The sequence below is a fragment of the Streptomyces sp. NPDC059166 genome (assembly GCF_042755185.1).
Classification (GTDB): domain Bacteria; phylum Actinomycetota; class Actinomycetes; order Streptomycetales; family Streptomycetaceae; genus Streptomyces.
Genome location: NZ_JBHZCI010000001.1, coordinates 1 through 24,553 on the forward strand (window position 1 = coordinate 1; position 24,553 = coordinate 24,553).

General features: G+C 67.7%; 23 protein-coding genes, 1 tRNA gene and 1 pseudogene. 13 read left to right on the top strand and 12 right to left on the bottom strand.

Going from position 1 to position 24,553, the window contains the following annotated elements; genetic code table 11:
• Positions 1–167: 167 nt before the first annotated feature.
• Positions 168–818, bottom strand: coding sequence for a nucleotide exchange factor GrpE (gene grpE, locus ACFXOA_RS00005; RefSeq protein ID WP_385019953.1), 651 nt, complete (start codon positions 816–818; stop codon positions 168–170).
• Positions 815–2,671, bottom strand: coding sequence for a molecular chaperone DnaK (gene dnaK / locus ACFXOA_RS00010; RefSeq protein ID WP_362550028.1), 1,857 nt, complete (start codon positions 2,669–2,671; stop codon positions 815–817). Before dnaK ends, grpE begins: the two co-directional genes overlap by 4 nt.
• Positions 2,672–2,998: 327 nt before the next feature.
• On the opposite strand from dnaK, the gene ACFXOA_RS00015 reads away from it, so the two are divergent.
• The 3 genes from ACFXOA_RS00015 to ACFXOA_RS00025 all read left to right on the top strand — a co-directional run bounded on the left by ACFXOA_RS00015 (position 2,999) and on the right by ACFXOA_RS00025 (position 7,189).
• Entirely contained in the window at positions 2,999–3,676 is a 678-nt protein-coding gene (locus ACFXOA_RS00015; RefSeq protein ID WP_385019957.1) for a sugar transferase, read from the top strand.
• Positions 3,677–3,768: 92 nt separating this feature from the next.
• On the top strand, positions 3,769–6,036 hold the full coding sequence (locus ACFXOA_RS00020) for a (Fe-S)-binding protein (protein WP_385019960.1): 2,268 nt from the start codon (positions 3,769–3,771) through the stop codon (positions 6,034–6,036).
• Positions 6,037–6,265: 229 nt separating this feature from the next.
• A complete protein-coding gene (locus ACFXOA_RS00025) occupies positions 6,266–7,189 on the top strand; it encodes a Yip1 family protein (RefSeq protein ID WP_385019963.1) in 924 nt (307 codons plus the stop codon).
• Between the two features lie 121 nt (positions 7,190–7,310).
• Here ACFXOA_RS00025 and ACFXOA_RS00030 read toward each other — a convergent pair whose 3' ends face one another.
• Entirely contained in the window at positions 7,311–7,811 is a 501-nt protein-coding gene (locus ACFXOA_RS00030; protein WP_385019966.1) for a phosphoribosyltransferase, read from the bottom strand.
• Positions 7,812–7,817: 6 nt separating this feature from the next.
• Positions 7,818–8,393, bottom strand: coding sequence for a dCTP deaminase (dcd, locus tag ACFXOA_RS00035; protein WP_385019968.1), 576 nt, complete (start codon positions 8,391–8,393; stop codon positions 7,818–7,820).
• 477 nt (positions 8,394–8,870) lie between these two features.
• Between dcd and ACFXOA_RS00040 the strand changes: the two genes are divergently transcribed.
• Positions 8,871–8,944, top strand: a tRNA-Gly gene (locus ACFXOA_RS00040).
• Between the two features lie 86 nt (positions 8,945–9,030).
• Positions 9,031–9,285: pseudogene (locus ACFXOA_RS00045) on the top strand (hypothetical protein); the annotation flags it as partial.
• Positions 9,286–9,399: 114 nt separating this feature from the next.
• Here ACFXOA_RS00045 and metC read toward each other — a convergent pair.
• From metC to ACFXOA_RS00075, 6 genes are all read right to left on the bottom strand, one after another.
• A complete protein-coding gene (metC, locus tag ACFXOA_RS00050) occupies positions 9,400–10,590 on the bottom strand; it encodes a cystathionine beta-lyase (protein WP_385019971.1) in 1,191 nt (396 codons plus the stop codon).
• Positions 10,587–11,849: an MFS transporter gene (locus ACFXOA_RS00055; RefSeq protein WP_385019974.1), complete on the bottom strand. Its 1,263-nt coding sequence runs from the start codon at positions 11,847–11,849 to the stop codon at positions 10,587–10,589. Before ACFXOA_RS00055 ends, metC begins: the two co-directional genes overlap by 4 nt.
• Positions 11,846–12,730, bottom strand: a complete 885-nt coding sequence (locus ACFXOA_RS00060) for a sulfurtransferase (protein WP_385019977.1) — start codon at positions 12,728–12,730, stop codon at positions 11,846–11,848. The genes ACFXOA_RS00055 and ACFXOA_RS00060 overlap by 4 nt, the downstream gene beginning before the upstream one ends.
• Entirely contained in the window at positions 12,727–13,953 is a 1,227-nt protein-coding gene (locus ACFXOA_RS00065; protein ID WP_385019980.1) for an acetyl-CoA carboxylase biotin carboxylase subunit family protein, read from the bottom strand. The genes ACFXOA_RS00060 and ACFXOA_RS00065 overlap by 4 nt, the downstream gene beginning before the upstream one ends.
• Positions 13,954–13,973: 20 nt before the next feature.
• Positions 13,974–15,227, bottom strand: coding sequence for a radical SAM protein (locus ACFXOA_RS00070; protein ID WP_385019983.1), 1,254 nt, complete (start codon positions 15,225–15,227; stop codon positions 13,974–13,976).
• 86 nt (positions 15,228–15,313) lie between these two features.
• Complete coding sequence (locus ACFXOA_RS00075) at positions 15,314–16,486, bottom strand: ATP-grasp domain-containing protein (protein WP_385019986.1); 1,173 nt, start codon at positions 16,484–16,486, stop codon at positions 15,314–15,316.
• A gap of 298 nt (positions 16,487–16,784) precedes the next feature.
• Between ACFXOA_RS00075 and ACFXOA_RS00080 the strand changes: the two genes are divergently transcribed.
• From ACFXOA_RS00080 to ACFXOA_RS00110, 7 genes are all read left to right on the top strand, one after another.
• Positions 16,785–17,159, top strand: coding sequence for a DNA-binding protein (locus ACFXOA_RS00080; protein WP_385020691.1), 375 nt, complete (start codon positions 16,785–16,787; stop codon positions 17,157–17,159).
• A 657-nt stretch (positions 17,160–17,816) separates the two neighbouring features.
• Positions 17,817–19,238 (top strand): ATP-binding protein, encoded by a 1,422-nt coding sequence (locus tag ACFXOA_RS00085; RefSeq protein ID WP_385019989.1) that lies wholly within the window; start codon positions 17,817–17,819, stop codon positions 19,236–19,238.
• Positions 19,239–19,607: 369 nt separating this feature from the next.
• A complete protein-coding gene (locus tag ACFXOA_RS00090) occupies positions 19,608–19,802 on the top strand; it encodes a type II toxin-antitoxin system Phd/YefM family antitoxin (RefSeq protein WP_385019992.1) in 195 nt (64 codons plus the stop codon).
• A 29-nt stretch (positions 19,803–19,831) separates the two neighbouring features.
• Entirely contained in the window at positions 19,832–20,197 is a 366-nt protein-coding gene (locus tag ACFXOA_RS00095; protein WP_385019995.1) for a hypothetical protein, read from the top strand.
• 29 nt (positions 20,198–20,226) lie between these two features.
• On the top strand, positions 20,227–20,517 hold the full coding sequence (locus ACFXOA_RS00100) for a hypothetical protein (protein WP_385019998.1): 291 nt from the start codon (positions 20,227–20,229) through the stop codon (positions 20,515–20,517).
• A gap of 193 nt (positions 20,518–20,710) precedes the next feature.
• A complete protein-coding gene (locus ACFXOA_RS00105; RefSeq protein WP_385020001.1) occupies positions 20,711–20,959 on the top strand; it encodes a hypothetical protein in 249 nt (82 codons plus the stop codon).
• A complete protein-coding gene (locus ACFXOA_RS00110; protein WP_385020004.1) occupies positions 20,956–21,357 on the top strand; it encodes a DNA-binding protein in 402 nt (133 codons plus the stop codon). Before ACFXOA_RS00105 ends, ACFXOA_RS00110 begins: the two co-directional genes overlap by 4 nt.
• A 248-nt stretch (positions 21,358–21,605) precedes the next feature.
• Here the strand turns inward: ACFXOA_RS00110 and ACFXOA_RS00115 are convergent, their stop codons facing one another.
• On the bottom strand, positions 21,606–22,472 hold the full coding sequence (locus tag ACFXOA_RS00115; RefSeq protein WP_385020007.1) for a trypsin-like serine peptidase: 867 nt from the start codon (positions 22,470–22,472) through the stop codon (positions 21,606–21,608).
• Between the two features lie 389 nt (positions 22,473–22,861).
• Between ACFXOA_RS00115 and ACFXOA_RS00120 the strand changes: the two genes are divergently transcribed.
• Complete coding sequence (locus tag ACFXOA_RS00120; protein ID WP_385020010.1) at positions 22,862–23,341, top strand: hypothetical protein; 480 nt, start codon at positions 22,862–22,864, stop codon at positions 23,339–23,341.
• Positions 23,342–23,433: 92 nt separating this feature from the next.
• Here ACFXOA_RS00120 and ACFXOA_RS00125 read toward each other — a convergent pair whose 3' ends face one another.
• The gene (locus tag ACFXOA_RS00125; protein ID WP_385020013.1) at positions 23,434–24,552 is read right to left on the bottom strand and encodes a fatty acid desaturase family protein; all 1,119 of its coding nucleotides are present in this window, start codon (positions 24,550–24,552) and stop codon (positions 23,434–23,436) included.
• Between the last annotated feature and the right edge of the window lies 1 nt (position 24,553).

The window sequence follows — 24,553 nt, forward strand, 5'->3', positions numbered from 1 at the left end:
TTTTGTTTTTGTTTTTTTTTTGTGTGGTTTTTTTTTTTTTATAACAAACCCCTTAATTTTTTTATTGAACTCCCGCCCCCCCCCCCCGCGGCCGGCGGGGGGGGGGGGCCCGCCCGGGGCCCCCCCCCACGACCCGTCGGTGTTCACCCCTGTGGTCGGACGCAAGGTCAGACCTCTTCGGTGCCACCGCTCTCCTCGTCGTCTGCCTTCTCTTCCTTCGCGGCCGCGGGCGTCGCCCCCGGCTGCGGTTCGGCCACGGCCACCCGCGCGGGGCGGATGGTGCGCTCCCCGATGCGGTACCCGGGCTGCAGGATCGCCACGCAGGTCGTCTCGGTGACGTCCGGCGCGTACGAGTGCATCAGGGCCTCGTGGATGGTCGGGTCGAAGGGCTCGCCCTCCTTGCCGAACTGCTGGAGGCCCAGCTTCGCGACGACCGTCTCCAGGGATTCGGCCACCGACTTGAAGCCACCGACCAGCTCGCCGTGCTCCCGTGCCCGGCCGACGTCGTCGAGCACGGGCAGCAGCTCGGTCAGCAGGCCCGCCGAGGCGACCTCCTTGACCGTCACCCGGTCACGCTCCACGCGACGGCGGTAGTTCTGGTACTCGGCCTGGAGCCTCTGGAGGTCTGCCGTGCGCTCGTTGAGCGCGGTGCGGACCTGGTCCAGCTGGGCCGTCAGGGCCGCGGTCTGCTGCACGTCCCCGGCCGGGGCCGCCGCCTCCTCCTCGGAGGGGGTGGCGGCCTTCGGCTCGGCGTCGTCGGGGCTGGCGCCGGAGGGGACGTCGGGCTTCTCTTCGAAGTCCGGAGTCTCCTCGGTCACGCCGCACCGCCCTTCTGGTCCTTCTCGTCGTCCACGATCTCGGCGTCGACGACGTCGTCGTCGGCCGCGCGGGCCTGGTCGTCACCCGGCGCCTCGGCGCCCGGGGCCGCACCCTCGGCCTGGGTGTTGGCGTACATCGCCTGACCCAGCTTCTGGGAGACGGCCGCGACCTTCTCGGTGGCGGTACGGATCTCGGCGGTGTCCTCGCCCTTGAGCTTCTCCTTCAGCTCGGTGAGCGCGGTCTCCACCTCCGTCTTCACGTCACCGGGGACCTTGTCCTCGTTGTCCTTGAGGAACTTCTCCGTCTGGTAGACGAGCTGCTCGCCCTGGTTGCGGGACTCGGCGGCCTCGCGGCGGGCGTGGTCCTCCTCCGCGTACTTCTCGGCCTCCTCGCGCATCCGGTTGACCTCGTCCTTCGGCAGCGAGGAGCCGCCGGTGACGGTCATCTTCTGCTCCTTGCCGGTACCGAGGTCCTTGGCGGAGACGTGCATGATGCCGTTGGCGTCGATGTCGAAGGCGACCTCGATCTGCGGCACCCCGCGCGGGGCCGGCGGCAGACCGGTGAGCTCGAACATCCCGAGCTTCTTGTTGTACGCCGCGATCTCGCGCTCGCCCTGGTACACCTGGATCTGCACGGACGGCTGGTTGTCCTCGGCCGTCGTGAAGATCTCGGAGCGCTTGGTCGGGATCGTGGTGTTGCGCTCGATGAGCTTCGTCATGATCCCTCCCTTGGTCTCGATACCGAGGGACAGCGGGGTCACGTCGAGGAGCAGGACGTCCTTGACCTCGCCCTTGAGGACACCGGCCTGGAGCGAGGCGCCGATGGCGACGACCTCGTCCGGGTTCACGCCCTTGTTGGCGTCCTTGCCACCGGTCAGCTCCTTGACGAGCTCGGCGACGGCCGGCATACGGGTCGAGCCACCGACGAGAACGACGTGGTCGATCTCGGACAGCTGGATACCCGCGTCCTTGATGACGTTGTGGAACGGGTGCTTGCAGCGCTCCAGCAGGTCGGCGGTCAGCTGCTGGAACTGCGAGCGGGTGAGCTTCTCGTCCAGGTGCAGCGGGCCCTCGGCGGAGGCCGTGATGTAGGGCAGGTTGATCGTGGTCTCGGTCGAGGACGAGAGCTCGATCTTCGCCTTCTCCGCGGCCTCGCGCAGACGCTGGAGAGCCATCTTGTCCTTGGACAGGTCCACGCCGTGGCCGTTGGCGAACTGCTTCACCAGGTAGTCGACGACACGCTGGTCCCAGTCGTCACCACCGAGGTGGTTGTCACCGTTGGTGGCCTTCACCTCGACGACGCCGTCGCCGATCTCCAGGAGGGACACGTCGAAGGTGCCGCCACCGAGGTCGAAGACGAGGATCGTCTGGTCGTCCTTGTCGAGGCCGTACGCCAGGGCTGCGGCGGTCGGCTCGTTGACGATGCGCAGGACGTTGAGGCCCGCGATCTCGCCGGCCTCCTTCGTCGCCTGACGCTCGGAGTCGTTGAAGTACGCGGGGACGGTGATCACCGCGTCGGTGACCTTCTCGCCCAGGTAGGACTCGGCGTCCCGCTTCAGCTTCTGCAGGATGAAGGCGCTCATCTGCTGCGGGTTGAAGCTCTTGCCGTCGAGGTCGATCTTCCAGTCGGTGCCCATGTGGCGCTTGACCGAACGGATCGTCCTGTCGACGTTGGTGACCGCCTGGCGCTTGGCGACCTCGCCGACCAGCACCTCGCCGTTCTTCGCGAAGGCGACGACGGACGGCGTGGTCCTGGCGCCTTCGGCGTTGGTGATGACGGTGGGCTCGCCGCCTTCGAGAACGCTGACGACGGAGTTAGTCGTGCCCAGGTCGATGCCGACCGCACGTGCCATTTCAATTCCTCCAACTGACTACTTGAGTGGATCTGACTCAAGGATGCATGAGACGCACCTCGGAGTCAAAGGACCTGAGCGACTTACGCTCAACTTATATGCTCGCAACACCTCTGATCAGGCATTTCTGCGATCGTCACGGCTCCGGAAACCGGCGGACGATCTTTCGGCGCCCCACGGGAAGGCACTGAGGCCGGCCCGCGACCGCGACACCGGCACGCGCATGCCGCGCACACCCACACCCCACCCTCGCACCGTGGGATCGTTCTGTCACAAAACACAGCGAGACGGTCATAGCGTCACGTCGTCGACCCCCGGGCAGGTGCAATGCGGTACGCGAAGCAGACTGCGGCACGAAGGACGCGGCTCACCCTGCTCTCCGCCAGGAGGGCGGCGGGCCGGGCGGCGCCCGGCATCGAACGCCTCGCCGGGAGCCTGGCCGCGCCGGACGTCAAGCGGACCCTGGACGTGGCGCTCGGCACGGCGATGCTGCTGGCGGCCGCCCCCGCACTCGCGCTCGCGGCCCTCGCGCTCACCCTCCGTCCGCCCTTCACCCGGGACGGCGTGATCAGACGCGAAACCCGGATCGGCCTCGGCGGGCGCCCCTTCGAACTGCGCTCGCTGCGGACCCGGCGGTTCCGGCTCGATCTGCTCTCCCGGCTGCCGCACGTGGTGCGGGGGGACCTCTCGTTGGTGGGACCGCCCCCGCTCACACCGGCCGAGGCCGCCCTGCTGGACCAGTCGGCGGGCCGCCGGCGGCATGACCTGCGCCCCGGCCTGACCGGACTCGCCCAGGTCCGTGCCCGCTCCGGAATGCCCTGGGACGAACCCGCCCTCCTGGACGCCCACTACGCGGAGCATCATGGAACACGGCTCGACCTGGCGATCCTGGCTCAATCCGTACGCATACCGCTCCACGCGGCCCTGCGCGGACTACGCCACCCGGGGAAGGCTCACCTGAGCGACACAGATCACCGCCTGCCCGGCTACAGCACGGCGGAATAAGTGGATAGTGTCAGCACAGACTGATTAAGTTACTGCTTAGTAATCGCTTGTACGCGCTGGATCCCACCCTCGCAGGCCCGAGGAGCCCCCAAATGCAACTCGCCGCGATCATCGTGTCGCTGGTGCTGACTGTCGTCGGCGTTGCGCTCATCGCCCGAGCCGTCGCGCAGATCTACCGGTTCGTCCGTCTCGGACAGCCGGTGCCGGCAGGCAGCCGCACCGACAACCCCAAGCAGCGCACGATCACCCTGGTCAAGGAATTCCTCGGCCACACCCGGATGAACCGGTGGGGGATCGTGGGCTTCGCCCACTGGTTCGTCGCCATCGGCTTCCTGACACTGCCGCCGACGCTGCTCCAGGCGTACGGCCAGCTGTTCAAGGCCGACTGGGTGCTGCCGATCGTCGGGGACTGGCTGCCGTTCGAGCTCTACATCGAGTTCATCGGCATCATGACCACGCTCGGCATCCTCACGCTCATGGCGATCCGGCTGCTGAACCTGCCCTCCCGCGCCGGCCGCAAGTCCCGCTTCGCCGGTTCCAAGGCCTGGCAGGCGTACTTCGTGGAGTACGTCATCCTCGTCATCGGCCTGGCGATCCTGACCCTGCGCGGTCTCGAGGGCGCCATCCACCACGTCGACGGCTACGAGGCCTCGTACTTCGTGTCGTACCCCCTGGTGCTCGCCTTCAAGGGCCTCTCCCTCGGAGCGCTCCAGAACCTCATCTACTTCACCGCGATGGTGAAGATCGGCGTCTCGCTGATCTGGATGATCACGGTCTCGCTCAACACCAACATGGGTGTCGCCTGGCACCGCTTCCTCGGCTTCCCGAACATCTGGTTCAAGCGGAACGCCGGCGGCGAGGTCGCGCTGGGCGCCCTGCAGCCGATGACCAGCGGCGGCAAGGAGATCGACTGGGAGGACCCGGGTGAGGACGACACCTTCGGCGTCTCCCAGGTCGAGCAGTTCTCCTGGAAGGGCATCCTCGACTTCTCCACCTGCACCGAGTGCGGCCGCTGCCAGTCGCAGTGCCCCGCCTGGAACACCGGCAAGCCGCTCTCCCCGAAGCTCCTCATCATGTCCCTGCGCGACCACGCGCACGCCAAGGCGCCGTACCTGCTGGCCGGCGGCGGCAAGGACATGGAGGGCAACGAGAAGGCGACCGAGGAACAGCTCAAGGACGTCCCCGCCGCCGCCCTCGCCGAGGCCGAGCGCCCCCTGATCGGGACGCTGGAGGAGAACGGCGTCATCGACCCGGACGTCCTCTGGTCCTGCACCACCTGCGGTGCCTGCGTCGAGCAGTGCCCGGTGGACATCGAGCACATCGACCACATCGTCGACATGCGCCGCTACCAGGTGATGATCGAGTCCGCGTTCCCGTCCGAGGCGGGCACGATGCTCAAGAACCTGGAGAAGAAGGGCAACCCCTGGGGGCTCGCCAAGAAGCAGCGGGTCGAGTGGACCAAGGAGGTCGACTTCGAGGTCCCGATCGTCGGCAAGGACGTCGAGGACCTCAGCGAGGTCGACTACCTCTACTGGGTCGGCTGCGCCGGCGCCCTGGAGGACCGCGCCAAGAAGACGACGAAGGCCTTCGCGGAGCTCCTCCACATCGCGGGCGTCAAGTTCGCGATCATGGGCGGCGACGAGAAGTGCACCGGTGACTCCGCCCGCCGCCTCGGCAACGAGCCGCTGTTCCAGCAGCTCGGCCAGGAGAACGTCGCGATGCTGAACATGGCGTTCGGCGAGGACGACGAGGACGACTCGACGAAGAAGGCCAAGGCCCTCAAGAAGATCGTCGCCACCTGCCCGCACTGCTTCAACACCATCGCCAACGAGTACCCGCAGCTCGGCGGCGAGTACGAGGTCATCCACCACACGCAGCTGCTCCAGCACCTGGTGGACGAGGGCAAGCTGATCCCGGTGACGCCGGTCGAGGGCCTGATCACGTACCACGACCCCTGCTACCTGGGCCGCCACAACAAGGTCTACACACCGCCCCGCGAGATCATCAAGAGCGTCCCCGGTCTGCGGAACGAGGAGATGCACCGCCACAAGGAGCGCGGCTTCTGCTGCGGCGCCGGCGGCGCCCGGATGTGGATGGAGGAGCGGATCGGCAAGCGCATCAACAACGAGCGTGTCGACGAGGCCCTCTCCCTCAACCCGGACATCGTCTCCACCGCCTGCCCGTTCTGCCTCGTCATGCTGACCGACTCGGTCAACGGCAAGAAGAACGACGGCAAGGCGAAGGAGTCGATCCAGGTGGTCGACGTCTCCCAGCTCCTGCTGGAGTCGGTGAAGACCCCGATCGACCCGTCGGACGACACCGAGACGGCCGATCAGCCGGAACCGGAGCCCGTGCAGTAACCGTCTTCACGGACGTCTCCACCACGGAAGCGGCCGGACCTGCCTCGGGGGCAGGACCGGCCGCTTCCGTCTGCCGTGCCGGCGCCCGTACGCCCGGGTGCCACCCGGTTGCCGGAGGCACGGCGAACCCTCCGGGGTTCCCCTACGGGATGTCACAGCTAGGCCGCAATGGCACCCTTGTTCCCCCCGCCCAGCCACCCCACCCTCACGGACCAGGTACGTTCGACGGGTGGCTGGATTCAGGATCGGACGCGGCCGGGACAACCGCACACCGCAGCAACACCCGCAGCAGCAGCCGTACGGCGCGCAGGCCTCACCGCCGCCCTACGGCGGCCAGTCGTGGCCCCCGGCGGGCGGCAACGGCGCACCGTACGGCGGCCCCCAGGGCGCTCCGTACGCGGGCGGGCACGGCGGCAACGGACACGGGGGTGGGAACGGGCACGGGGGCGGCCACGGCGAGCCGGAGTACTTCGGCGAGCCGCACCACCAGCCGTCGCAGCACGACCCGTATGCGAACGCGCCGGGCCACACCCAGGCGTTCAGCATCGACGAGGACCCGTACGGCGAGGGCAGTACCTACCAGGCCGGGAGCGCCCCGGCGCAGCCCTCGGGCCCGCGGCTGCACTGGAAGCAGCTGCTGAGCGGCATAGTGATGCGGCCGGGACCGACCTTCTGGCAGATGCGCGACTACCCCGTCTGGGGCACGGCGATCGTCGTCACGTTCGTGTACGGCCTGCTCGCCCTCTTCGGCTTCGACCAGGCCCGCGACGAGGCGATCCACGCGGAGGTCTCCACGGCGGCGCCGTACGTGATCTTCACGGGGGTCGGGTTCGTCCTCGGCGGCCTCGTCCTCGGGGCGGTCACCCACACCCTGGCGCGCCAGCTCGGCGGCACGGGCTCCTGGCAGCCGACGGTCGGCCTGTCGATGCTCATCATGTCGATCACGGACGCGCCGCGGCTCGTCTTCGCCCTGTTCCTGGGCGGTGAGAACTCGCTGGTGCAGATCCTCGGCTGGGTCACCTGGCTGGCCGCCGGAGCGCTGTTCACCTCGATGGTGAGCAAGTCCCACGACCTTCCGTGGCCGAAGGCCCTGGGCGCCTCGGCGATCCAGCTGATCGCCCTGCTCTCCATCATCAAGCTCGGCACGATCTGACGGCGGAACCCGTACACGGGAGGGCCCGGGCGCGGCTGAGAACAGCGCGCCCGGGCCCTCCGTACGTCAGCGACGGCCGCCGGACGGGCGGCCGCGGCCCGCTGTTCCGGGCCGACGGTCCCTACGAGTCGAGGACCTGGCCCTCACGGCGCACGACGGGCTTCTCGACGCTCCAGGGGAAATTGATCCACTGGTCGGTCTTCTTCCACACGTATTCGCACTTCACGAGCGAATGCGACTTCTCGTAGATGACCGCACTGCGCACCTCGGCCACGTGGTCGACACAGAAGTCGTGGACCAGCTTCAGCGTCTTCCCGGTGTCGGCGACGTCGTCGGCGATGAGGACCTTCTTCTGCGAGAAGTCGATCGCGTTCGGCACCGGCGCCAGCATGACCGGCATCTCGAGCGTGGTCCCGACACCGGTGTAGAACTCGACGTTCACCAGGTGGATGTTCTTGCAGTCCAGGGCGTACGCCAGACCGCCGGCGACGAAGACCCCGCCGCGGGCGATGCTCAGCACCACATCGGGCTCGTAGCCGTCGTCGGCGACCGCCTGCGCCAACTCCCGCACGGCGGTCCCGAAGGCCTCGTACGTCAGATTCTCCCGAGCTTCAGCAGCCATGCCGTATCACACCTGAGTCCGATGGAAATTCATGAAGGAACGCGAGGCGGTAGGCCCTCGCTGGCCCTGATAACGCGATCCGTAACGCTCGGATCCGTAGGGGAACTCGGACGACGAGGACAGCCGGAACATACACAGCTGCCCGATCTTCATTCCCGGCCACAGCTTTATCGGAAGCGTCGCCAGATTCGACAGCTCCAGGGTCACATGCCCGGAGAACCCGGGGTCGATGAAACCGGCCGTGGAATGCGTCACCAGACCGAGGCGCCCCAGCGAGCTCTTCCCCTCCAGCCGCGACGCGATGTCGTCGGGGAGGGAGATGACCTCGTACGTCGAGGCCAGGACGAACTCCCCCGGGTGGAGGATGAACGCGTCGTCGCCCTCCGGCTCGACCTGACGGGTCAGGTCCACCTGTTCGACGGCGGGGTCGATATGCGGATAGCGGTGGTTCTCGAACACCCGGAAGTAGCGGTCCAGCCGCACATCGATGCTCGAGGGCTGCACCATCGAGGCGTCGAAGGGGTCGATACGGACCCGCCCGGCGTCGATCTCGGCCCGGAGGTCCTTGTCTGAGAGAAGCACGCACCGAGGATACGCAGAACGCGCGAGCCGTCCCCAACCGGACCACCTCGCGCGTCTGCGTCACAGCACTGCAGCGCCCCGCTAACGCTCCTCGAACACCACCGGAACGGCCTGCCTCAACCGCGCGCAGCGCGGACAGCGGATGAGCCGCCCGGGACCGATCCGCTCGGACCCGAGCTGCTGCATCGGGAACGACGAGGTAGCGAAAACGTGCCCTTCGGCACAGCGGACGACGGTGCGCTCCATCGACTCCATCAAGTCCCTTCCCCAACCAGCCTTGGACGAGACCGCCACATTAGGGGATGAACGGGACGCCGCTCCAGGCGGCACTCCGACCCCCACGCTACGCCCACAACTCCCGCCGCCGACAACGGCATCCGCCCACCCGAAAACCACGCAGGCCCCACGGCTGACACGCCGGGGGCCTGCGATGGGGTAGAGTGTGCGACGATGCACCGCCGATCATCGGCGCGCTTCGCGGGTGTAGTTTAATGGTAGAACATGAGCTTCCCAAGCTCAGAGCGCGAGTTCGATTCTCGTCACCCGCTCCAAGAAAAAGCCCCAGGCCAGCGGCCGGGGGCTTCTTTGTCTGGGGCACCTTGGATGCGTCCGGTCGGCTTCGGTGGCCTCTCCCTGGATGATCGACGTGCTGGCTGATGTCCTCGCCGTGGGCGGTGTCCACCCTGTGGCGCTGACCGGCGGCTGCGCAGTTGCGGCACACGGCCTGGTCGGACTGCTCAGCCAGGACCTCGACGTAGCGACCGAGAACCCCGAGGGCATGGAGGACATTGCTGCTGCCGTGCGCGCCGGCCTGGAACAGCTCGGTCGGCAGGTCAGCGCCCTGGAAACAGATCCGCTCTCCGCACGCCTGATCGTCACCGACCCCGTCAGTGCCTGACCGACGACCGTGCGGCCCGTAGCGCTGATGGCCCGGGCGGGCACGGCACCAGAAGGCAAACGGTCGCGCCACCGCTCCCGGGCCCGCGGTGTCGTCTCAGCAGTGGGGCTATCCCCTGCTCGCCAGAGCGCCGAAACCTGCCCTCAGGTCATCCTTGAGGTCGTCCAGGCTCTCGAAGCCGACGTGCACCCGGATCAGCGGCCCGCGTCCGGCCCAGGTACCCGGCAAGCGGTGGGTCTCCGGGTCGGTCGGCACGATCAGGCTCTCGTAGCCGCCGTAGCTGTGACCGATGCCGAAGATCCGAAGCCGGTTGAGCATGGCGTCGATGGCCGGCTTGCCGAAACCCGGATCCAGTTCGACCCCGAACAGCCCCGCCGCTCCGGTGAAGTCGCGGCGCCACAGGTGGTGGCCGGGATCCTCGGGAAGCCCTGGGTGCAGGACGGCCGCCACGCCTTCCTGACCGGCGGTCCAGCGTGCCAGCTCCAGCCCCTGCTGCTGGTGCCGGCTCATCCGTACGCTCAGAGTACGCAGCCCGCGCAGCCCCAGGTAGGCGTCGTCGGCACCGGCGCACTGACCGAGCCGGATGGCCGCTCCCCGGATCACCGGGTAGCTCTCCTGCGTGCAGACGATCGTTCCGAGGATGCTGTCCGCATGTCCTGTCAGGTATTTGGTCGCGGAGTGGACCACCGCGTCCACCCCCAGCGTCAGCGGTCGGCAGAAAGCAGGAGTGGCCCAGGTGTTGTCCGCGATGGTGGCTACGCCCCGGGCCCGGCAGACGGCGGTGATCGCCGGGATGTCCTGCACGTCGAAGGTGGTGGAGCCCGGGGACTCCAGGTAGACCAACCGCGTCCGGGGGCGGATCAGTTCATCGATCGCGGCGCCATCCGTGAGCGGAGCGTAGTACTCGGTCTCCACTCCCAGTGCCGCGAGCGAGTCGCAGAACCTCCGGGTCGGCAGATAGACGGAGTCGCTGACAAGGAGGTGGTCGCCGGCCCGGACGTACGCGAGGATCGCCGTGGTGATCGCCGAGAGACCGGAGCAGGTCGCCACCGCCGCGTGCCCACCCTCCAGTTCGGTCAGCGCCTCCTCGAAAGCGCGGCTGGTGGGGGTACCGAAACGCCCGTAGACCGGGCCTCCGCGTTTGAGCGGATCCGCCTGGGAGACGTCCATCTCGGCCATGTCCCGGTAGAGGACGGTGGAGGCGCGGTGTACGGGCGGATTGACGTAGCCGCCCTGCTGCCGGTGGTCGGAGCCCGCGTGCACGAAACGCGTCTCCTGCGAGAAGGCTGACTCGTTCACCGGGCCACCCCCGTTTCGACCGCGATCGTTTCGGGAACGGCCGGGCGTCGGCGGCCACCCAGCAGCAGGGCGAGCAGAGCCGCGCCCGCGCACTGGGCCGCCACCACCAGCCAGAACGTACCAAGATCCCCGGCGGCCTCGAAGTGGGCGAAGACGAACCCGCCGACGACACCGGCAAGGAGGCCGCCGATTCCGGCGGCCAGCCGCTGGACACCGAAGGCGAACGCAGGGTTGCCGGGCACACGGTCGACGAGTTCCAGGTCGCAGCGGAGGAAGAGGAAGATCTCGCCGAGGGTGAAGAGTGCGGTGCCGGCCAACAGGGCGGGAAGGCCGCCGAGCGCCATGCTCGCCATGCCGAGTGCCATCAGGCCGAACGAACCGGCCATCAGCAGGCGGTAGTCGGCGGAGGCGATGCGGTCGGCAAGCGGAGGCTGGAGCAGCACCACCATGGCGCAGTTGAGGAGCATCACCCATCCGAGAAGCTGGATGTCGGACACTCCGGCCGCGTACAGGCCGATGAAGCTCTGGAAGAAGAAGTAGAGGTAGAAGGCGAGCGCGGTGAAGAGGACCGGGCGCAGCGCGCCGCGCAGCGCCGCCCGCTTACCACGGACCTTCTCGCTCCCGTGCGTCGCCGGAGGCGCGTCCGGCCGGCGCTCGACCGGTTTCAGGGCGGCTTGGTGGGCTGCGGTGATCAGCGCGAAGAGTCCGGCGAGACCGACGAGCAGCAGCACCGGATCGGCGTCGATCAGCAGCGCGGCGAGCAGCGGCCCGATCCCCATGCCCGCGTTGAGGGCGGCGCTACTCACTCCGAGGAAGAGCGGACGCAGATCGTCGGAGACGCTGGTGACGATGTACGCCTTGTTCGCCGGCAGGTACAGTGCCGGACCGGCCGCCACGAGGACGACGGCCGGGTAGGCGACCCAGGGCACCGTGACGGCCACTCCGAGCAGAACCAGGCCGGCCGTGCGCAGGATGAGCGCGAGCACCATGGTCCGTTTGAGACCGATCCGGTCCACGACCGCACCCCCGAGGATGCTGCCACCGAACTGGATGAAGGTGGCCACGGCCACCAGGGTTCCGGCCACGCGGATGTCCAGGCCGATCGCCTTGACCATGAGCACCCCGATGAACGGCGTGACCATGTAGCTGCCGAGGGCGACGACGAAGGACAGGCCGATCAGGGCCTTGAGGCCGGCCGGCAGGCTGGTGAAGGTCCGCCATTTCGCGGTGAGCCGCACACCGCGAGCCTTTTCGGTCATCGCGGGCTGCTCCCGTCGAGACCGTCGCCTGTGGCCACCGGCCGGTCGGAGGGCAGGCCCCACTCGCTCCATGAGCCGTCGTACACGGCGAGGTCGCCGTAGCCGGCCAGGGTGGCCCCCAGTGCGAGGACGCAGGCGGTGACCCCGGAGCCGCAGCTGAAGTACAGCTGCTCACGCCCTTCGGTCGCCCTCTCGAACACCGTGCGCAGCTCGTGCGTCGGACGCATCACACCGCCGTCCCGTTGGATCTCCCCGAAGGGGAGGCTGACGGCACCCGGCATGTGGCCCCCACGCAGGCCCGGGCGCGGCTCCGGCGCGGTGCCGGCGTAGCGCTTCGCCGTGCGTGCGTCGAGCACGACGGCTGCCGGGTCGGCGAGGGCGGAGGCGATGGTATCGGCGTCCACGATCAGCCCCGGCCGGGGCCGGGCGGTGAAGGTGCCGCGCGGGCCGTCGTAGGCGGCCGGCGACTGCTCGACCGGATGGCCGGCGGCAACCCAGGCGGGCAGTCCGCCGTCGAGGACGGCGACCCTGTCGAAACCCATGGCACGCAGCATCCACCAGGCGCGGGCGCTGGAGTAGATGCCTTGGGCGTCGTAGACGACCACCGTGTCGGAGTCGTGCACGCCGAGCGCGCGCAGGGCTTCGGTGAACTGCCGGGCACCGGGCATGGTGTGCGGCACGGTGGAGGTGTGATCGGACAGGTCCCCGTCGAGGTCGAAGGGGCGGGCCCCGGGGATGCGCACAGCCGCGCCCCGGTGGGCGCCGACCGAGGCGTCGAAGAGGATCACGCCCTCCTCGCGCAGGGCAGCCAGCCGGTCGGCCCCGACGAGCGGGCCGGGGAGTTCGGTGGCAGGGGTATCGGGGCGTGTCGTCGCACTCATGCGGTACCTCCGAGGGAATCGGCGGGCCGCCACCGGGTGTTGTCGTAGAACCAGCCCGCCACATGTTCGAGATTGGCTGCCACATCCTCCTCCGTGTTCCCGTCGACCACGTAACCGGCCAGGAACAGACCGGACTTGACTCCGCCGTTGAACTGCTGCCCGGCCGCCCCGGTGAGGGTCGTCTCGCGGACGCACTCGGGCTGGCCGGCCCCTGGGCCGGACGTCGGCAGGTATTCGAGTACGCCCTTCCGGGGCGGGATGCACAGCGCTCCGGCAGGTCGGTAGGTGAGGGCGCCCCGCGTCGGGGGCAGGCCGCACTCCGCGTACAGCCACTCCTTGTCCAGGTCGATCCCGAACGCGTGCCGGACCATGCCGCTGATCATGCCGCCACCGGTACGGCTGGCGATCTCGCAGAAGACCAGTCGGTCGTCGGGCGTGATCCAGAACTCGGCGTGGAAGGCTGTCTGCGAGGGGGTCGGCAGCTCGGCGAGGACCGCCCGTGCCGCCTTGACCAACCGGTCGTACGACGGGTCCTGCCGGGTGAGCGGGAGGTTGGCCACCCAGTCGTCGTCCCGGAAGGACAGGCAGTCGTTGAGGTACCGGAAGGGATGCACGAAGACCACTTCTCCCTCGGCCACCAGGCCGTCCACGTGGTACATCTGCCCCGGGACGAACTCCTCGATCTCGCTCTCTCCCCGCCAGGGGTCGGCGAGGTACGCGTCCAGCTCCGCCTCCTCGCGTACGATCACCGCTCCCAGAGAGCCCGATTCGGACACGGGCTTGATCACGACGGGGTATCCGTGCTCGGCGACGAATTCGAGGGCTGTGTAGGCCGAGTCGAGCCGTCGGTAGGCGGGCACGTCGACGGGACCGCCCGCGAGGTGGTCCTTCATGACCACCTTGTCGCGGAAGGCGCGCGCACTGGAGACGTGCTGCCCCGGCAGCCCGAGCAGCTCCCGCAGGTGGGCGGCGCGCACGATGTCGGCCTCGGCGCGGGCGAAGACCGCCTCGACCGCGAACTCGCGGGCCAGGCGCAGCGCGGTCTTCTCGACCAGCTGGTTGGTGTCGTACGCGTCGAAGGCATGGACGTGCGGGAGGTGGGAGTAGCCCGCGGCGTATTCGGAAGCGGTCACGATGACGGGGACGATTCCCGAACCCGTCAGCCACTGGTCGTACGGGGTCTTGGAGTAGGGCGTCTTGGCGAAGACGAGGATGTGGCGCATCGTGCTTGGAACCTCTCGGGTCAGGGCCGGGAGTCGGTGAGGAGCGGCAGTCGGCGCCGCGCCGGGACCCGGGAGATCAGGCCGAGCTCCTCGGACAGTTCGGTGGCGAAACAGCCGTCCTTGTACGTACCGGAGAGCCTCTTGGCGGTGAACGTCTCGATCCCCTCGTGATCGAACTCCACGTCGTACGTGGTTTCCTCACCCGCATCACCCTGGGTGACCGTGCGGACCAGGTGTCCCAGGTGTGGCTCGAAGGTGTTGACGCAGCCGACGATGTCGCCGATCTTCTCGCGACGGCCCTCGGGCCCGTCGGAAAGCGTCTCCTCCTGCGCGGGGATGGCGGCGAACAGTTGGCGGCCGGCCCGGCACCAGCCGACGTGGCCGGGGAAGCCCATGACCTTGATGCCGAACGTGCCGAAATCCTCGCTGACGCCGAGTTGGAATCCGAGCGGAACGGTCTCGTGGATCCACTTGAAGTCCCGGTACGCCTGCTCCGTCTCCTCGCGGGAGAGGCGGAGTTCGGGGTGCCGGCCGCCGTGGTCGGTGAAGTTGTTGAACCGGACGGTGGCGACACCCAGCTTGTTGAAGTAGCGGGCGTAGCGCTCCAGGGAGGTGCGGCCGTGGTTGTGGCGGCCGACGGTGACGCCGATGTTGACGCGGAAGGCGTCCTCGGGGTCGACGCCCTTGTTGTAGACGGCGATGCGGCGCAGCACCTCCTCGGTGTCCGCGCCGGAGAAGACTCCCTTGATGGGATACGACTTGTGGTCGACAATTTCGAGATTCTCGTCGATCACGCCGTGATAGGTGATGGAGATGGTGCCGTAGCCGTTCTCCACGGCCAGGTCGAGGAGTTCGGTCCAGTTGTCGGCGAGGAGGGGGCGGCCGCTGGTCCAGGCGTCTCCCTTCTCCATGGTCTCGGTGGGCTTGTGGTCGGATTCCTGCCGGAACTCGCGGTTGTTCGCAGGCCCGTAGAGCCGCATGAAGGCACCGTCGTAGGCGAAGCTGTCCACGTAACGCGGGTAGACGTGGTACCCGTGCGACTGGAGGCCCTGAAGAATGCGGGGGCCTTCCTCCAGCGCGAAGGACTTGTCGTAGACCTTCTCGTAGTTGACGAACCAACAGTGGCTGCACTTCTGGCCGCAGGTGTTCTTCCCGATCTTCGTGTCGAGGTCGAGGTAGATGTGGATGTCCTGGGGCTTGATGTCCTGGAAGGGCATCGAGAACGGCGCATCCCCGTGGAAATCATAGGAAATAGGATCATTCTTGACAGGCATGTGTCCCCCGTATGTTGGTGTGCACGATGAAGGAGTGGGTGAAGGAATGAGGCCGCGCGGGCCAGGCAGTACGGCCCGCGCTCCTGTCAGAGCGAAGGGCCGGGGGTGGTGGTGACCACCCGATGGGAGATCAGCTCCGCCACGGCCGCCGCGCAGGCGCCGGTGTCGGCCGCGGTCAGGACGGCCATACCGAGCCGGTCCGAGGATGAGTGCACCGGACGGACCTCGTCTCCAGGGAGAACGGAAACATCCCAGGCGTGGATGTGCCCGTGGGTGAGGTCGGGCCGTGGCGCGACAGCCGCCACTCGTCCGGGCGGCGCGGTGAGAAAGACGGTGGCAGCCGCGGACGCCGATGCGGGCCCCCGGGAGGCCTCCGCACCGATGGCCCAGCCGAGCGCGGCACGCCGCCACTCGACCCCGGTGGTGAGGCGGACCAGGTCCGCGAGGCCGTCGCCGCCGAGCCGGGTATGGGTCTCGATCACGACGACCTTGTCACCGTCGACCTTCACCTCGGTGTGGCTCGGGCCGTCCGTCAGGCGGATGGCGTCGAGCAGTTCGCCGACCGCCCGGACGACCAGCTCCTGGCGTCGCGGGTCCAGCGAGGGCGGCGGCATCATATGACTGACTTCGACGAACCCGTCCGTGGTGCCCTTCTCGGCAATGCCGACGACCCTGTGGTCGCCTCCCACCGAGAGGGCCTCGACACTGAACTCGTCTCCCTCGACGAACTGTTCGAGCAGGTGCGCTGCCGTACGGCGCTCGGCGGGGAATCCATCGACGCCCTCCACCAGGGCGACGGCGGCGCTGCCGACCCCGTCGACCGGCTTGACCACCCCCCGCCTGTGTACGGAGAGCAGGCGCGCCACGCCTTCCGGGTCGTCGCCCGCAGCGAAGGCCGGATTCAGATGCGCGGCCTGGCGCTCAAGTATCCGCCGCATCTCCAGCTTGTCGCGGGTGGCCCGCACCACAGCAGGTGCGACGCCGGTCGCACCGAGCCGTCGCGCGGCCTGCGCGGCCGGCTCCAGGCCGAATTCGGTCAGGGAAACCACGGCGGTGGGCGCCAGCGGCCGCAGGACCTCGTCGGTGAAGTCGAGAAAGGCCGACAGGTCCCCGTAGTCGGTGGTGAGAACCCGGTCGTCAGGGCCAAGGGACGACGCGCCGGGCAACTGCACGTGAATCACTTCACCGGGCAGGGTCGCCGCCTCCCGGGCCACCGTGGGGTTGGCACCGACGATCACGAGGACCGGCACATCGCCCACACCCCGCGGGCTGGCCCCCTGCGATGCTTCCACCGCCACCACTGCGCACACTTGCTCTCCCCGTCCCCCATGCCGACCGCTCGTTCGACCTGCGCGGCAGGCAAAACATCGCAAGGGCGGCGACCTCTGTCAACGGGTTGACAAAAGACCGGGAACCGTTCTTCCCGACGGTTCCTGGTGGCATCCGGCCCGTCAGGTCACGTCCCGCCCAGATGGTCATGCGGCGAGAAGGACGTTCACGCACGGATGCCAAACGGGCATGCCAGGAGCATGATTCCAGCCAAACGAGACCGCCGTCCTGGACTCGGAAGGACTTTCCGCCTGGATCGCGCAGGACCGCAAGCTCCTCGCGATGCTTCAGGTCTTCCACGACATGGGAGCCGACCTGGTCATCGGGGCCAACACCATCGTGGAAGTGACCCACTCCCGCACCAACATGCCCCGCCTGAACTGGGCACTGTCCCGCGTCAGGGTGGAGCCCGTTACCGAACAGGCGGCGAAAGCGGCAGCTGAGCTTCTCAAAGGCGCCGAACTTCACGGGCATAAGTACGCCATCGACGCCACGGTCGCCGAGGTCGCACTCCGCCAGACGAAACCTGTCGCCCTCCTGACCTCCGACAGCGACGACATGACCCAGCTCTGCGGCAGCCAGGTTCGCATCATCCCTCTCTGACCAGCCGGCCCGCCCGGAGCACGCGTCGCACTGCCAGTCTCGTGCCCCATCCGTGCCCAGCAGAGCGGACAACAGCGGTCACATACGACTCCCAGAGACCGGGAGCCGCCCACCTGACCAATCCGAAATCGCAGGTCAGAGCCCCTGCAGCAACCTAGGAACCGTTGATTCCCAAGCTCAGAGCGCGAGTTCGATTCTCGTCACCCGCTCCATGAAGAAGCCCCAGGCCAACGGCCGGGGGCTTTCTTGCTGTTCAGACCGGCCTGACCATCCCGTATCACCTCCGCACCTTGCCCCTGCTCCCGCTGTTCAGCGCCCTTCCGCCCGGCCATTACGCCCCGAGCCCGGCTTCAAACAACATCTACAAGGCGAGTCCGGTCTGGCGCGTCGGCACGCGTCGACCGCCGGAGGCGCGCGGACGCGGCCCTGTCACGCACACCCCCCGGGACCCGGCGCCCGCCACTGACGCCGATCGACCCCGGGCACCGACGAGTTGGCGTGCCATAACACGGGCCCACTGCATGCAAACCGGCCTTGATCTTCTCCCAGCCTCACGGGACGTCGGCAGCAATAGCGCAGAAGCATTGCATTTGCGCAACTTGCATTGAAGAAAGTAACCTGCTTTGCAGAGGGTGAACGATCGGCGAGGTGGAACCTGTGAACGGATTCGTTGGGCGTCGTACGGAGCTCGGCCTTCTTGATGACCTACTGGCCCCTGTACGGACCGGCGGACGCAGCGGGCGGCCCGGGCGCGCCGTACTGATCCGAGGGCGCCGACGGGTCGGCAAGTCCCGGCTCGTGGAGGAGTTCCTGGAACGCTCCGGGCTTCCTCATGTCTTCTTCACCGCAGTAGGCGGCGCGAAGGCCGAGGACCTGGCAGGCTTCGCCGCCGAGCTCGCCGTCTCTCCACTCCCCGACGCCGGCCGCGTCGCGGACTTCGCCACCCCGCAGACCTGGGACGCGGCTTTGAGCCTGCTCGCCAGTGTCCTGCCTCCGGACACGCCCAGCGTGGTCGTGCTCGACGAGATGCCCTACCTCGTACGCGAGGACCCCGCTTTCGAGGGCGCGCTGCAGAAGGCATTCGACCGGACGTTGTCCAAGCTCCCCGTACTGCTCGTCCTCATCGGCTCGGACATCGCGATGATGGAGCAGCTGAACACCTACGGTCGCCCCTTCTACCAGCGCGGCACCGAGATGGTCGTACCTCCGCTCAATCCGACCGAGGTCGCCGCCATGCTCGACCTCCCGCCGGCTGAGGCGTTCGACGCCTTCCTGGTCTCTGGCGGCCTCCCGCTCGTCCTTGAGGAATGGCCTCCAGGTGCCACCCTCTGGGACTACCTGGAGCAGGCGCTGGCCCGTCCGACGTCCGCCCTCCTCGTCAGCGGCGAGCGCACTCTGGCCGCCGAGTTCCCCACAGAGGCACAGGCCCGCACCGTGCTGAGTGCCATCGGACACGGGGAACGCACCTTCACCCTGATCGGCCGGGCAGCCGGCGACCTCAATCCAGGCTCTCTGAAACGTTCCCTGGAGCTACTCACCAGCCGACGCATGGTGGCGGCCGACCTTCCGCTGTCCACCAGGCCGAGCCGCGAGAGCCGCTACCACGTAGCCGATCCATACCTGCGCTTCTGGCTCTCTTTCCTCGGGCCCGGCATCCCCATGATCGAGCGCGGGCGTGGAGACCGTGTACTCGAATCGATCCGCACCAGTTGGACGTCCTGGCGAGGCCGCGCCGTCGAACCTGTGATCCGCGAGGCTCTGTGGCGCCTGACCGACGACCGGCTGCCCGAGGCCACCAACGTGATCGGCGGCTACTGGACCCGCACCAACGACCCTGAAATCGACCTCGTGGGCGCCGACCGATCTCCTATCGCCAAGAAGATCACCTTCGTCGGATCCATCAAGTGGCTGGAGAACAAGCCCTTCGACAACCGCGACCTCGCCCGACTCGTCACCCACCGCTCACAACTGCCCGGCACCGACGACTCCACCCCCCTGCTCGCCGTCGCCCGCAGCGGAAGCAGTGCCAACGGCGTCCTCAGCCTCACCCCCGACGACCTCATCACCGCTTGGGCGTGACACGCCAAGGGCCGTCTCCCCCGCAGTGACCGCGTTCGTGCCCCATCCGTGCCCTTCGGAGCGGACAACAGCGGTCAAGCCCGGTGCCCGGAGACCACACCGGCCTTGCCTGACCCGGCCAAACATGCAGGTCAGAGTCACTGCAGCCGTTCAAGGACCGTTGATTCCCAAGCTCAGAGCGCGAGTTCGATTCTCGTCACCCGCTCCATGAAAAAGCCCCAGGTCAGGGACCTGGGGCTTCTTTGTTGCCACGAGCCCGATCAGGCACCCCGCTCCCGCACTGCACCCGACGTGCCCGTTGGCTTCTTCCAGCCGTCGCACTCCAGGGGTACGTATAGCAACTATGATAGTTGCTATACGCTTCAGCATATGGAGACGAAGACATACACGACCATCGACCTGCGCAAGGGGATGGGCGAGATCCTGGACCGGACCCGGATCGCCGGCGAGGCCGCCGCCATCACCCGCAAGGGAAAGACGGTCGCCTACCTGGTGCCGGCCGAGTGGTTCGAGCAGATGGCCCGCGGGCACGAGTCGCGCGGGGACCGACGCGAGGCGGCCTGAACCACCCTCCACACCAAGGAGCACGAACGATGCCCGCCCACGCACTCCACTTCGATGGGTACGAGGAGGAACCCCTGCGGTTGCCGCCCATGCCCGAACACACGCCTCAGGCACTTCGGTTGGCGATTCAGGAACACACTCCGCACCTCCTCCCGGACTTCGAGGCGCACTGGAAGCGCGTCATCGGCGACGCCTTCAACATCACCCCCGTGCCGGCCTTCATGCGCCTGTGGTGGACGCAATACGCGATTGCGCGGAATCCCGTCCTCGACTCACACCTTCGTGACCTCGAAGCCCGCGCCGCCAAGTCCGAGGACCCCGAGGAGTCCACTCGGCTTCTGGAGGAGTACAGCCGCCTCCGGCACGAAGCCGCCGAGCGGAAGCCCGGAGAGTGATCGACGAATCACTCCGGCCGCCTTGGCAGATGGACTGGACGAAGCAGGCGCAGCACGACTTCCAGAACATGCCCGCCGAAGGCAGTGAACTGGTCATGAGTGCCCGTGCGGAACCGATCACGGCCGAAGACCCGTACTTCCGGGGGATCGACGTCGATGCCTCGCTCCCGCACTGGATGACCGTCCGACCTCTGGCATCCACAAGCCCCGGCGGCCCTCACATCGTGGATCTGGCCGGCGGACGCGGCTGGCTCATCTACACCTTCATGCGGCGCCACGCCGACCCGCAGATCATCGTCACCGAAGCCTTCTGGGCCTGACCCGATCCATCGGAGCGTCGGATCAAGCACTGCGCACGTTGGCCTGGCCATTCGTCTCGGCCCATGACCGATACGCGCATGGCCCGCGGGCTTGAACTCCCAGCGCCGGAACCCTCCGGTCGCGAAACCTTGACCGGAACGATCGGTGCCGCAAACCCGAGCCCAGTCACGCATACTCCAGTATGCTTGACGTGTGTCCTCAACGACTCGCATCACCGTCACGCTCCCCAGCGACCAGGTGGCGGAGCTCCGCAAGCTCACAGACAACGTCTCGGGCTACGTCGCGGAAGCCGTGGCCCGCCAGATCCGCCACCAGCTTCTGGGCGACGACCTTCGCCGGCATGAGGAAGAGCATGGAGGCTTCAGCGACGAGGAGCTCGCCGAGGCCCACGCGAAGATCTTCGACGCCACCGGCTCCTCCAAGGACGCGGACGCCGCGTGAGCGAGCGCATCGAAACGGTCGTCCTGGACTCGGAAGGTCTCTCCGCCTGGATCGCGCAGGACCGCAAGCTCCTCGCCATGCTGCAGGTCTTCCACGACATGGGAGCCGACCTGGTGATCGGGGCGAACACCATCGTGGAAGTAGCCCACTCCCGTACCGACATGCCGCGCCTGAACTGGGCCCTGTCCCGCATCAAGGTGGAGCCGGTGACCGGGCAGGCGGCGAAAGCGGCGGCTGAGCTCCTCAAGGGCGCCGGACTGCACGGGCACAAGTACGCCATCGACGCCACCGTCGCCGAGGTCGCACTCCGCCAGCCGAAACCCGTCGCCCTGCTGACCTCCGACAGCGACGACATGACCAAGCTCTGCGGCAGCCAGGTTCGCATCATCCCTCTCTGACCAGCCGGCCCGCCCGGAGCACGCGTCTCGCTGCCAGCTCTCGTGCCCCATCCGTGCCCAGAAGAGCGGACAACAACGGTCGAGTACGGCTTCCACAGACCGTGGCCATCCACGCCGACCGACGCAAACACACAGGTCAGAGCCGATGCGGCCGTTCAAGGACCGCTGATTCCCAAGCTCAGAGCGCGAGTTCGATTCTCGTCACCCTCTCCATGGAAGAGCGGGGGCTTCCTTTTGTCTTGCTCGGTCTAAGCGTCACGCTCGACACAGTCTCGCGAGCAGTGCTCAGACTGCGCGTAGAGGCGTCGGGCGAACGAGCCCAGGGCCGTTCCGTAACTGAAGTTCTCGTCGCCACTGATGTTCACCGCGACGACAGTGCCGGCTTCGGCCGCGTCGAGGTCGACGATGTAGGGGGCGCCGCTCGACCCGACGCCCATTACGCAAGGGATCCGCAGCAAAGCACTGCCACGGTATTCGCGCGAATTGACGCCTTCGCAGTGCAAGAGCCGGTTCGTGTACGGGTAGCCGAAGAAGTGGGTGCGGCTACCCGATTCAGTGGTGAACGAGATCCGCTGAATGCCGGTCACCTCGGAGACGCTCCGCCCGTCGTGGCCGGGGTTCATCTCCAGCACGGCGACGTCCATGCCCTCGTCCTGCCACTCCTCGGCCATCCGCACCCGGCGCACAGTGAAGCCGCCGTAGGGGCTCTTGCCGTCGCGGTAGCCAGGCACGAAGTAGAGCTGTTGGTCCCACGTCGCCGACCGGGAGGACTCCCCGGCATCCGACGTTCTGACACAGTGCGCGGCGGTTATCACCGTGCGCGTGCCGACCACGGTCGCCGTACAGGCACCCAAGTTGCCCCCTGCACCCTGGGCGTACAGGCGGCCGACAGTACGGGCAATGAGACCGCCCTCCGCCCATTCAGGCTGCACGGGGTTGCCAGTGGCGTCCCCGTGGGCCACGTTCGCGATGCCCGTGCCGGTCCAGTACGTCTCCACCCGACTGCGATCCTGTTCCGTGATCGCTGCGTCACGAACAACGATCTCCGGCTCGGCCGTCGACGCACCAACAACCCCGTGGCTGTTGTGGCCGACCGTTCCCAGCGTGATCAGCACAGCCGCGACCGCACCAGCCCACGCGAGTCTGTTCCTCGTACCCCTGCCCAGCAGGTTCATCGGTCTGTCCGCGCCAGCCACAACAGCCCCACAGGTCAAGCCCCTGATCCCCGTGACCTGGCGGCTGACGGATCTTGCATCACCAGCCCGTTTCCACGCAAGGAGTTCACGGGCTCAGCCGCGGTCTCCTCGCCACAAGTAGACGATGTCCATGATCCAGCACGACTACGGGCGTCCCGGCTGTCCGGCTGTCCGGTCAGGGCTGTGACCAGCAAGAATGGGCCGGACAGTAAATACTGGACCCGTCCAGGGTGTCCGGTTGCAGGCGGCTGCAACATCCCCGGCTTTGCAGCCCGGTGGCGAAGGCACCCCCCACTGGAGCCGCCGACATGTCGACGCAACACGAACTGGTGGCCTATGAAGTCCCGTTGTCGGACGAGGACGAGGAACCGGTGACCGCCCCGCTCGTCCTCGGCTGGACGCGCACGCTCGCATCCGGCCCCCTCCCCGAAACGGACGCGACCGTGATGAGCATGCCGCTCGTCCCCGTGGACACCACCGCCCTCGAACCTGCCGACTCGACCCGTACGGACCAAGCGCTGCGCCTACTGCGCACTCTGGCCTGGCCGTTCGTCGAGAGTCCGCCCAGCCCGGCACTCTGCGGATTCCTCTTCACCGGACAGGACAGCATGCGTCTCTACCTCGCAGTCGAGAAGGCAGACGGCCTGATCGCGGCCGACGTACAGCTCACCGGTGCGTTGACAGCCCTGCTGGCAGCCCTGCCCTCACTCATCGACGAAGAGCAACGCTGGGTGACGGACACATCCGACCCCCACTGCGCCTACTCGGTCGACCTGACCACCTGGTAACGATCAGTCTTCCTGCGCACGGACCGCACGAGGTCGTCCAGCCTGACCCGCCGGCCCGCCCGCCCGGAGCACGCGAAGAGTCAGGCGGGGAGTCAGGCGGCGATGAGGTCCCGCTCACGGTCCGGCGCTTCGACCTCGGGCTGCTTGTTCGGCAGTGCGAGCCGGAAGACCTTGTGCCACGCGGAGAACACCTGCTTGGGCAGCGGGCCGGTGACGTACTCCAGCTCGTACTTCTCGAACAGCGCGCGCACCTTCACCGCGACCTCGGCGTACCGGTTGCTCGGCAGGTCCGGGAACAGGTGGTGCTCGATCTGGTGCGACAGGTTGCCGGTCATGAAGTGCATGGCCTTGCTGCCGCTGATGTTCGCCGAGCCCATCATCTGGCGCAGGTACCACTGGCCGCGTGTCTCGCCCTTGATCGACCGGCGCTCGAAGACCTGTACGCCCTCGGGGAAGTGCCCGCACATGATCACCGAGTGGGTCCAGAGGTTGCGGACCAGGTTCGCGGTGAACGTGGCGGCAAGTGTGGTGAGGAACGAGGGGCCCGACAGCAGCGGGTGGATCACGTAGTCCTTGAGCACCTGCTTGCGGATCTTGCGGCCCACGGCCCTGGCCCGCGCGCGGAACTCCGGGTTCTTGCGGCGGCGCTTAGTGAGGTTCTTGCCGAGCTCCAGGTCGTACGCCGCGATGCCGTACTCGAAGAAGCAGGCGTTGAGGAAGTTCCACAGCGGCTGGCCCAAGTGGAAGGGGTGCCACTTCTGGTCCTCGTCGACGCGCATGATGCCGTAGCCGAGGTCGTTGTCCTGGCCGATCACGTTGGTGTACGTGTGGTGCAGCTCGTTGTGCGAGTGCTTCCACTGATCGGACGGCGAGACGTGATCCCACTCCCAGGTCGTGGAGTGGATCTTCGGGTCGCGCATCCAGTCCCACTGGCCGTGCAGGATGTTGTGGCCGATCTCCATGTTGTCCATGATCTTCGCCACGGACAGCCCGGCGGTGCCGATCAGCCACGCGGGCGGGAAGAACGAGAACAGCAGCACACCCCTGCTGACCAGCTCCAGCTTGCGCTGGGCCGAGATGACGCGGCGGATGTAGGCGGCGTCCTTCTCCCCGCGGCCGGCGATCACCTCGTCACGGATGGCGTCCAGCTCGCGGCCCAACTCCTCGATCTGCTCCGCGGTCAGGTGGGCGGTGGGGTCGATGGCGGTCACG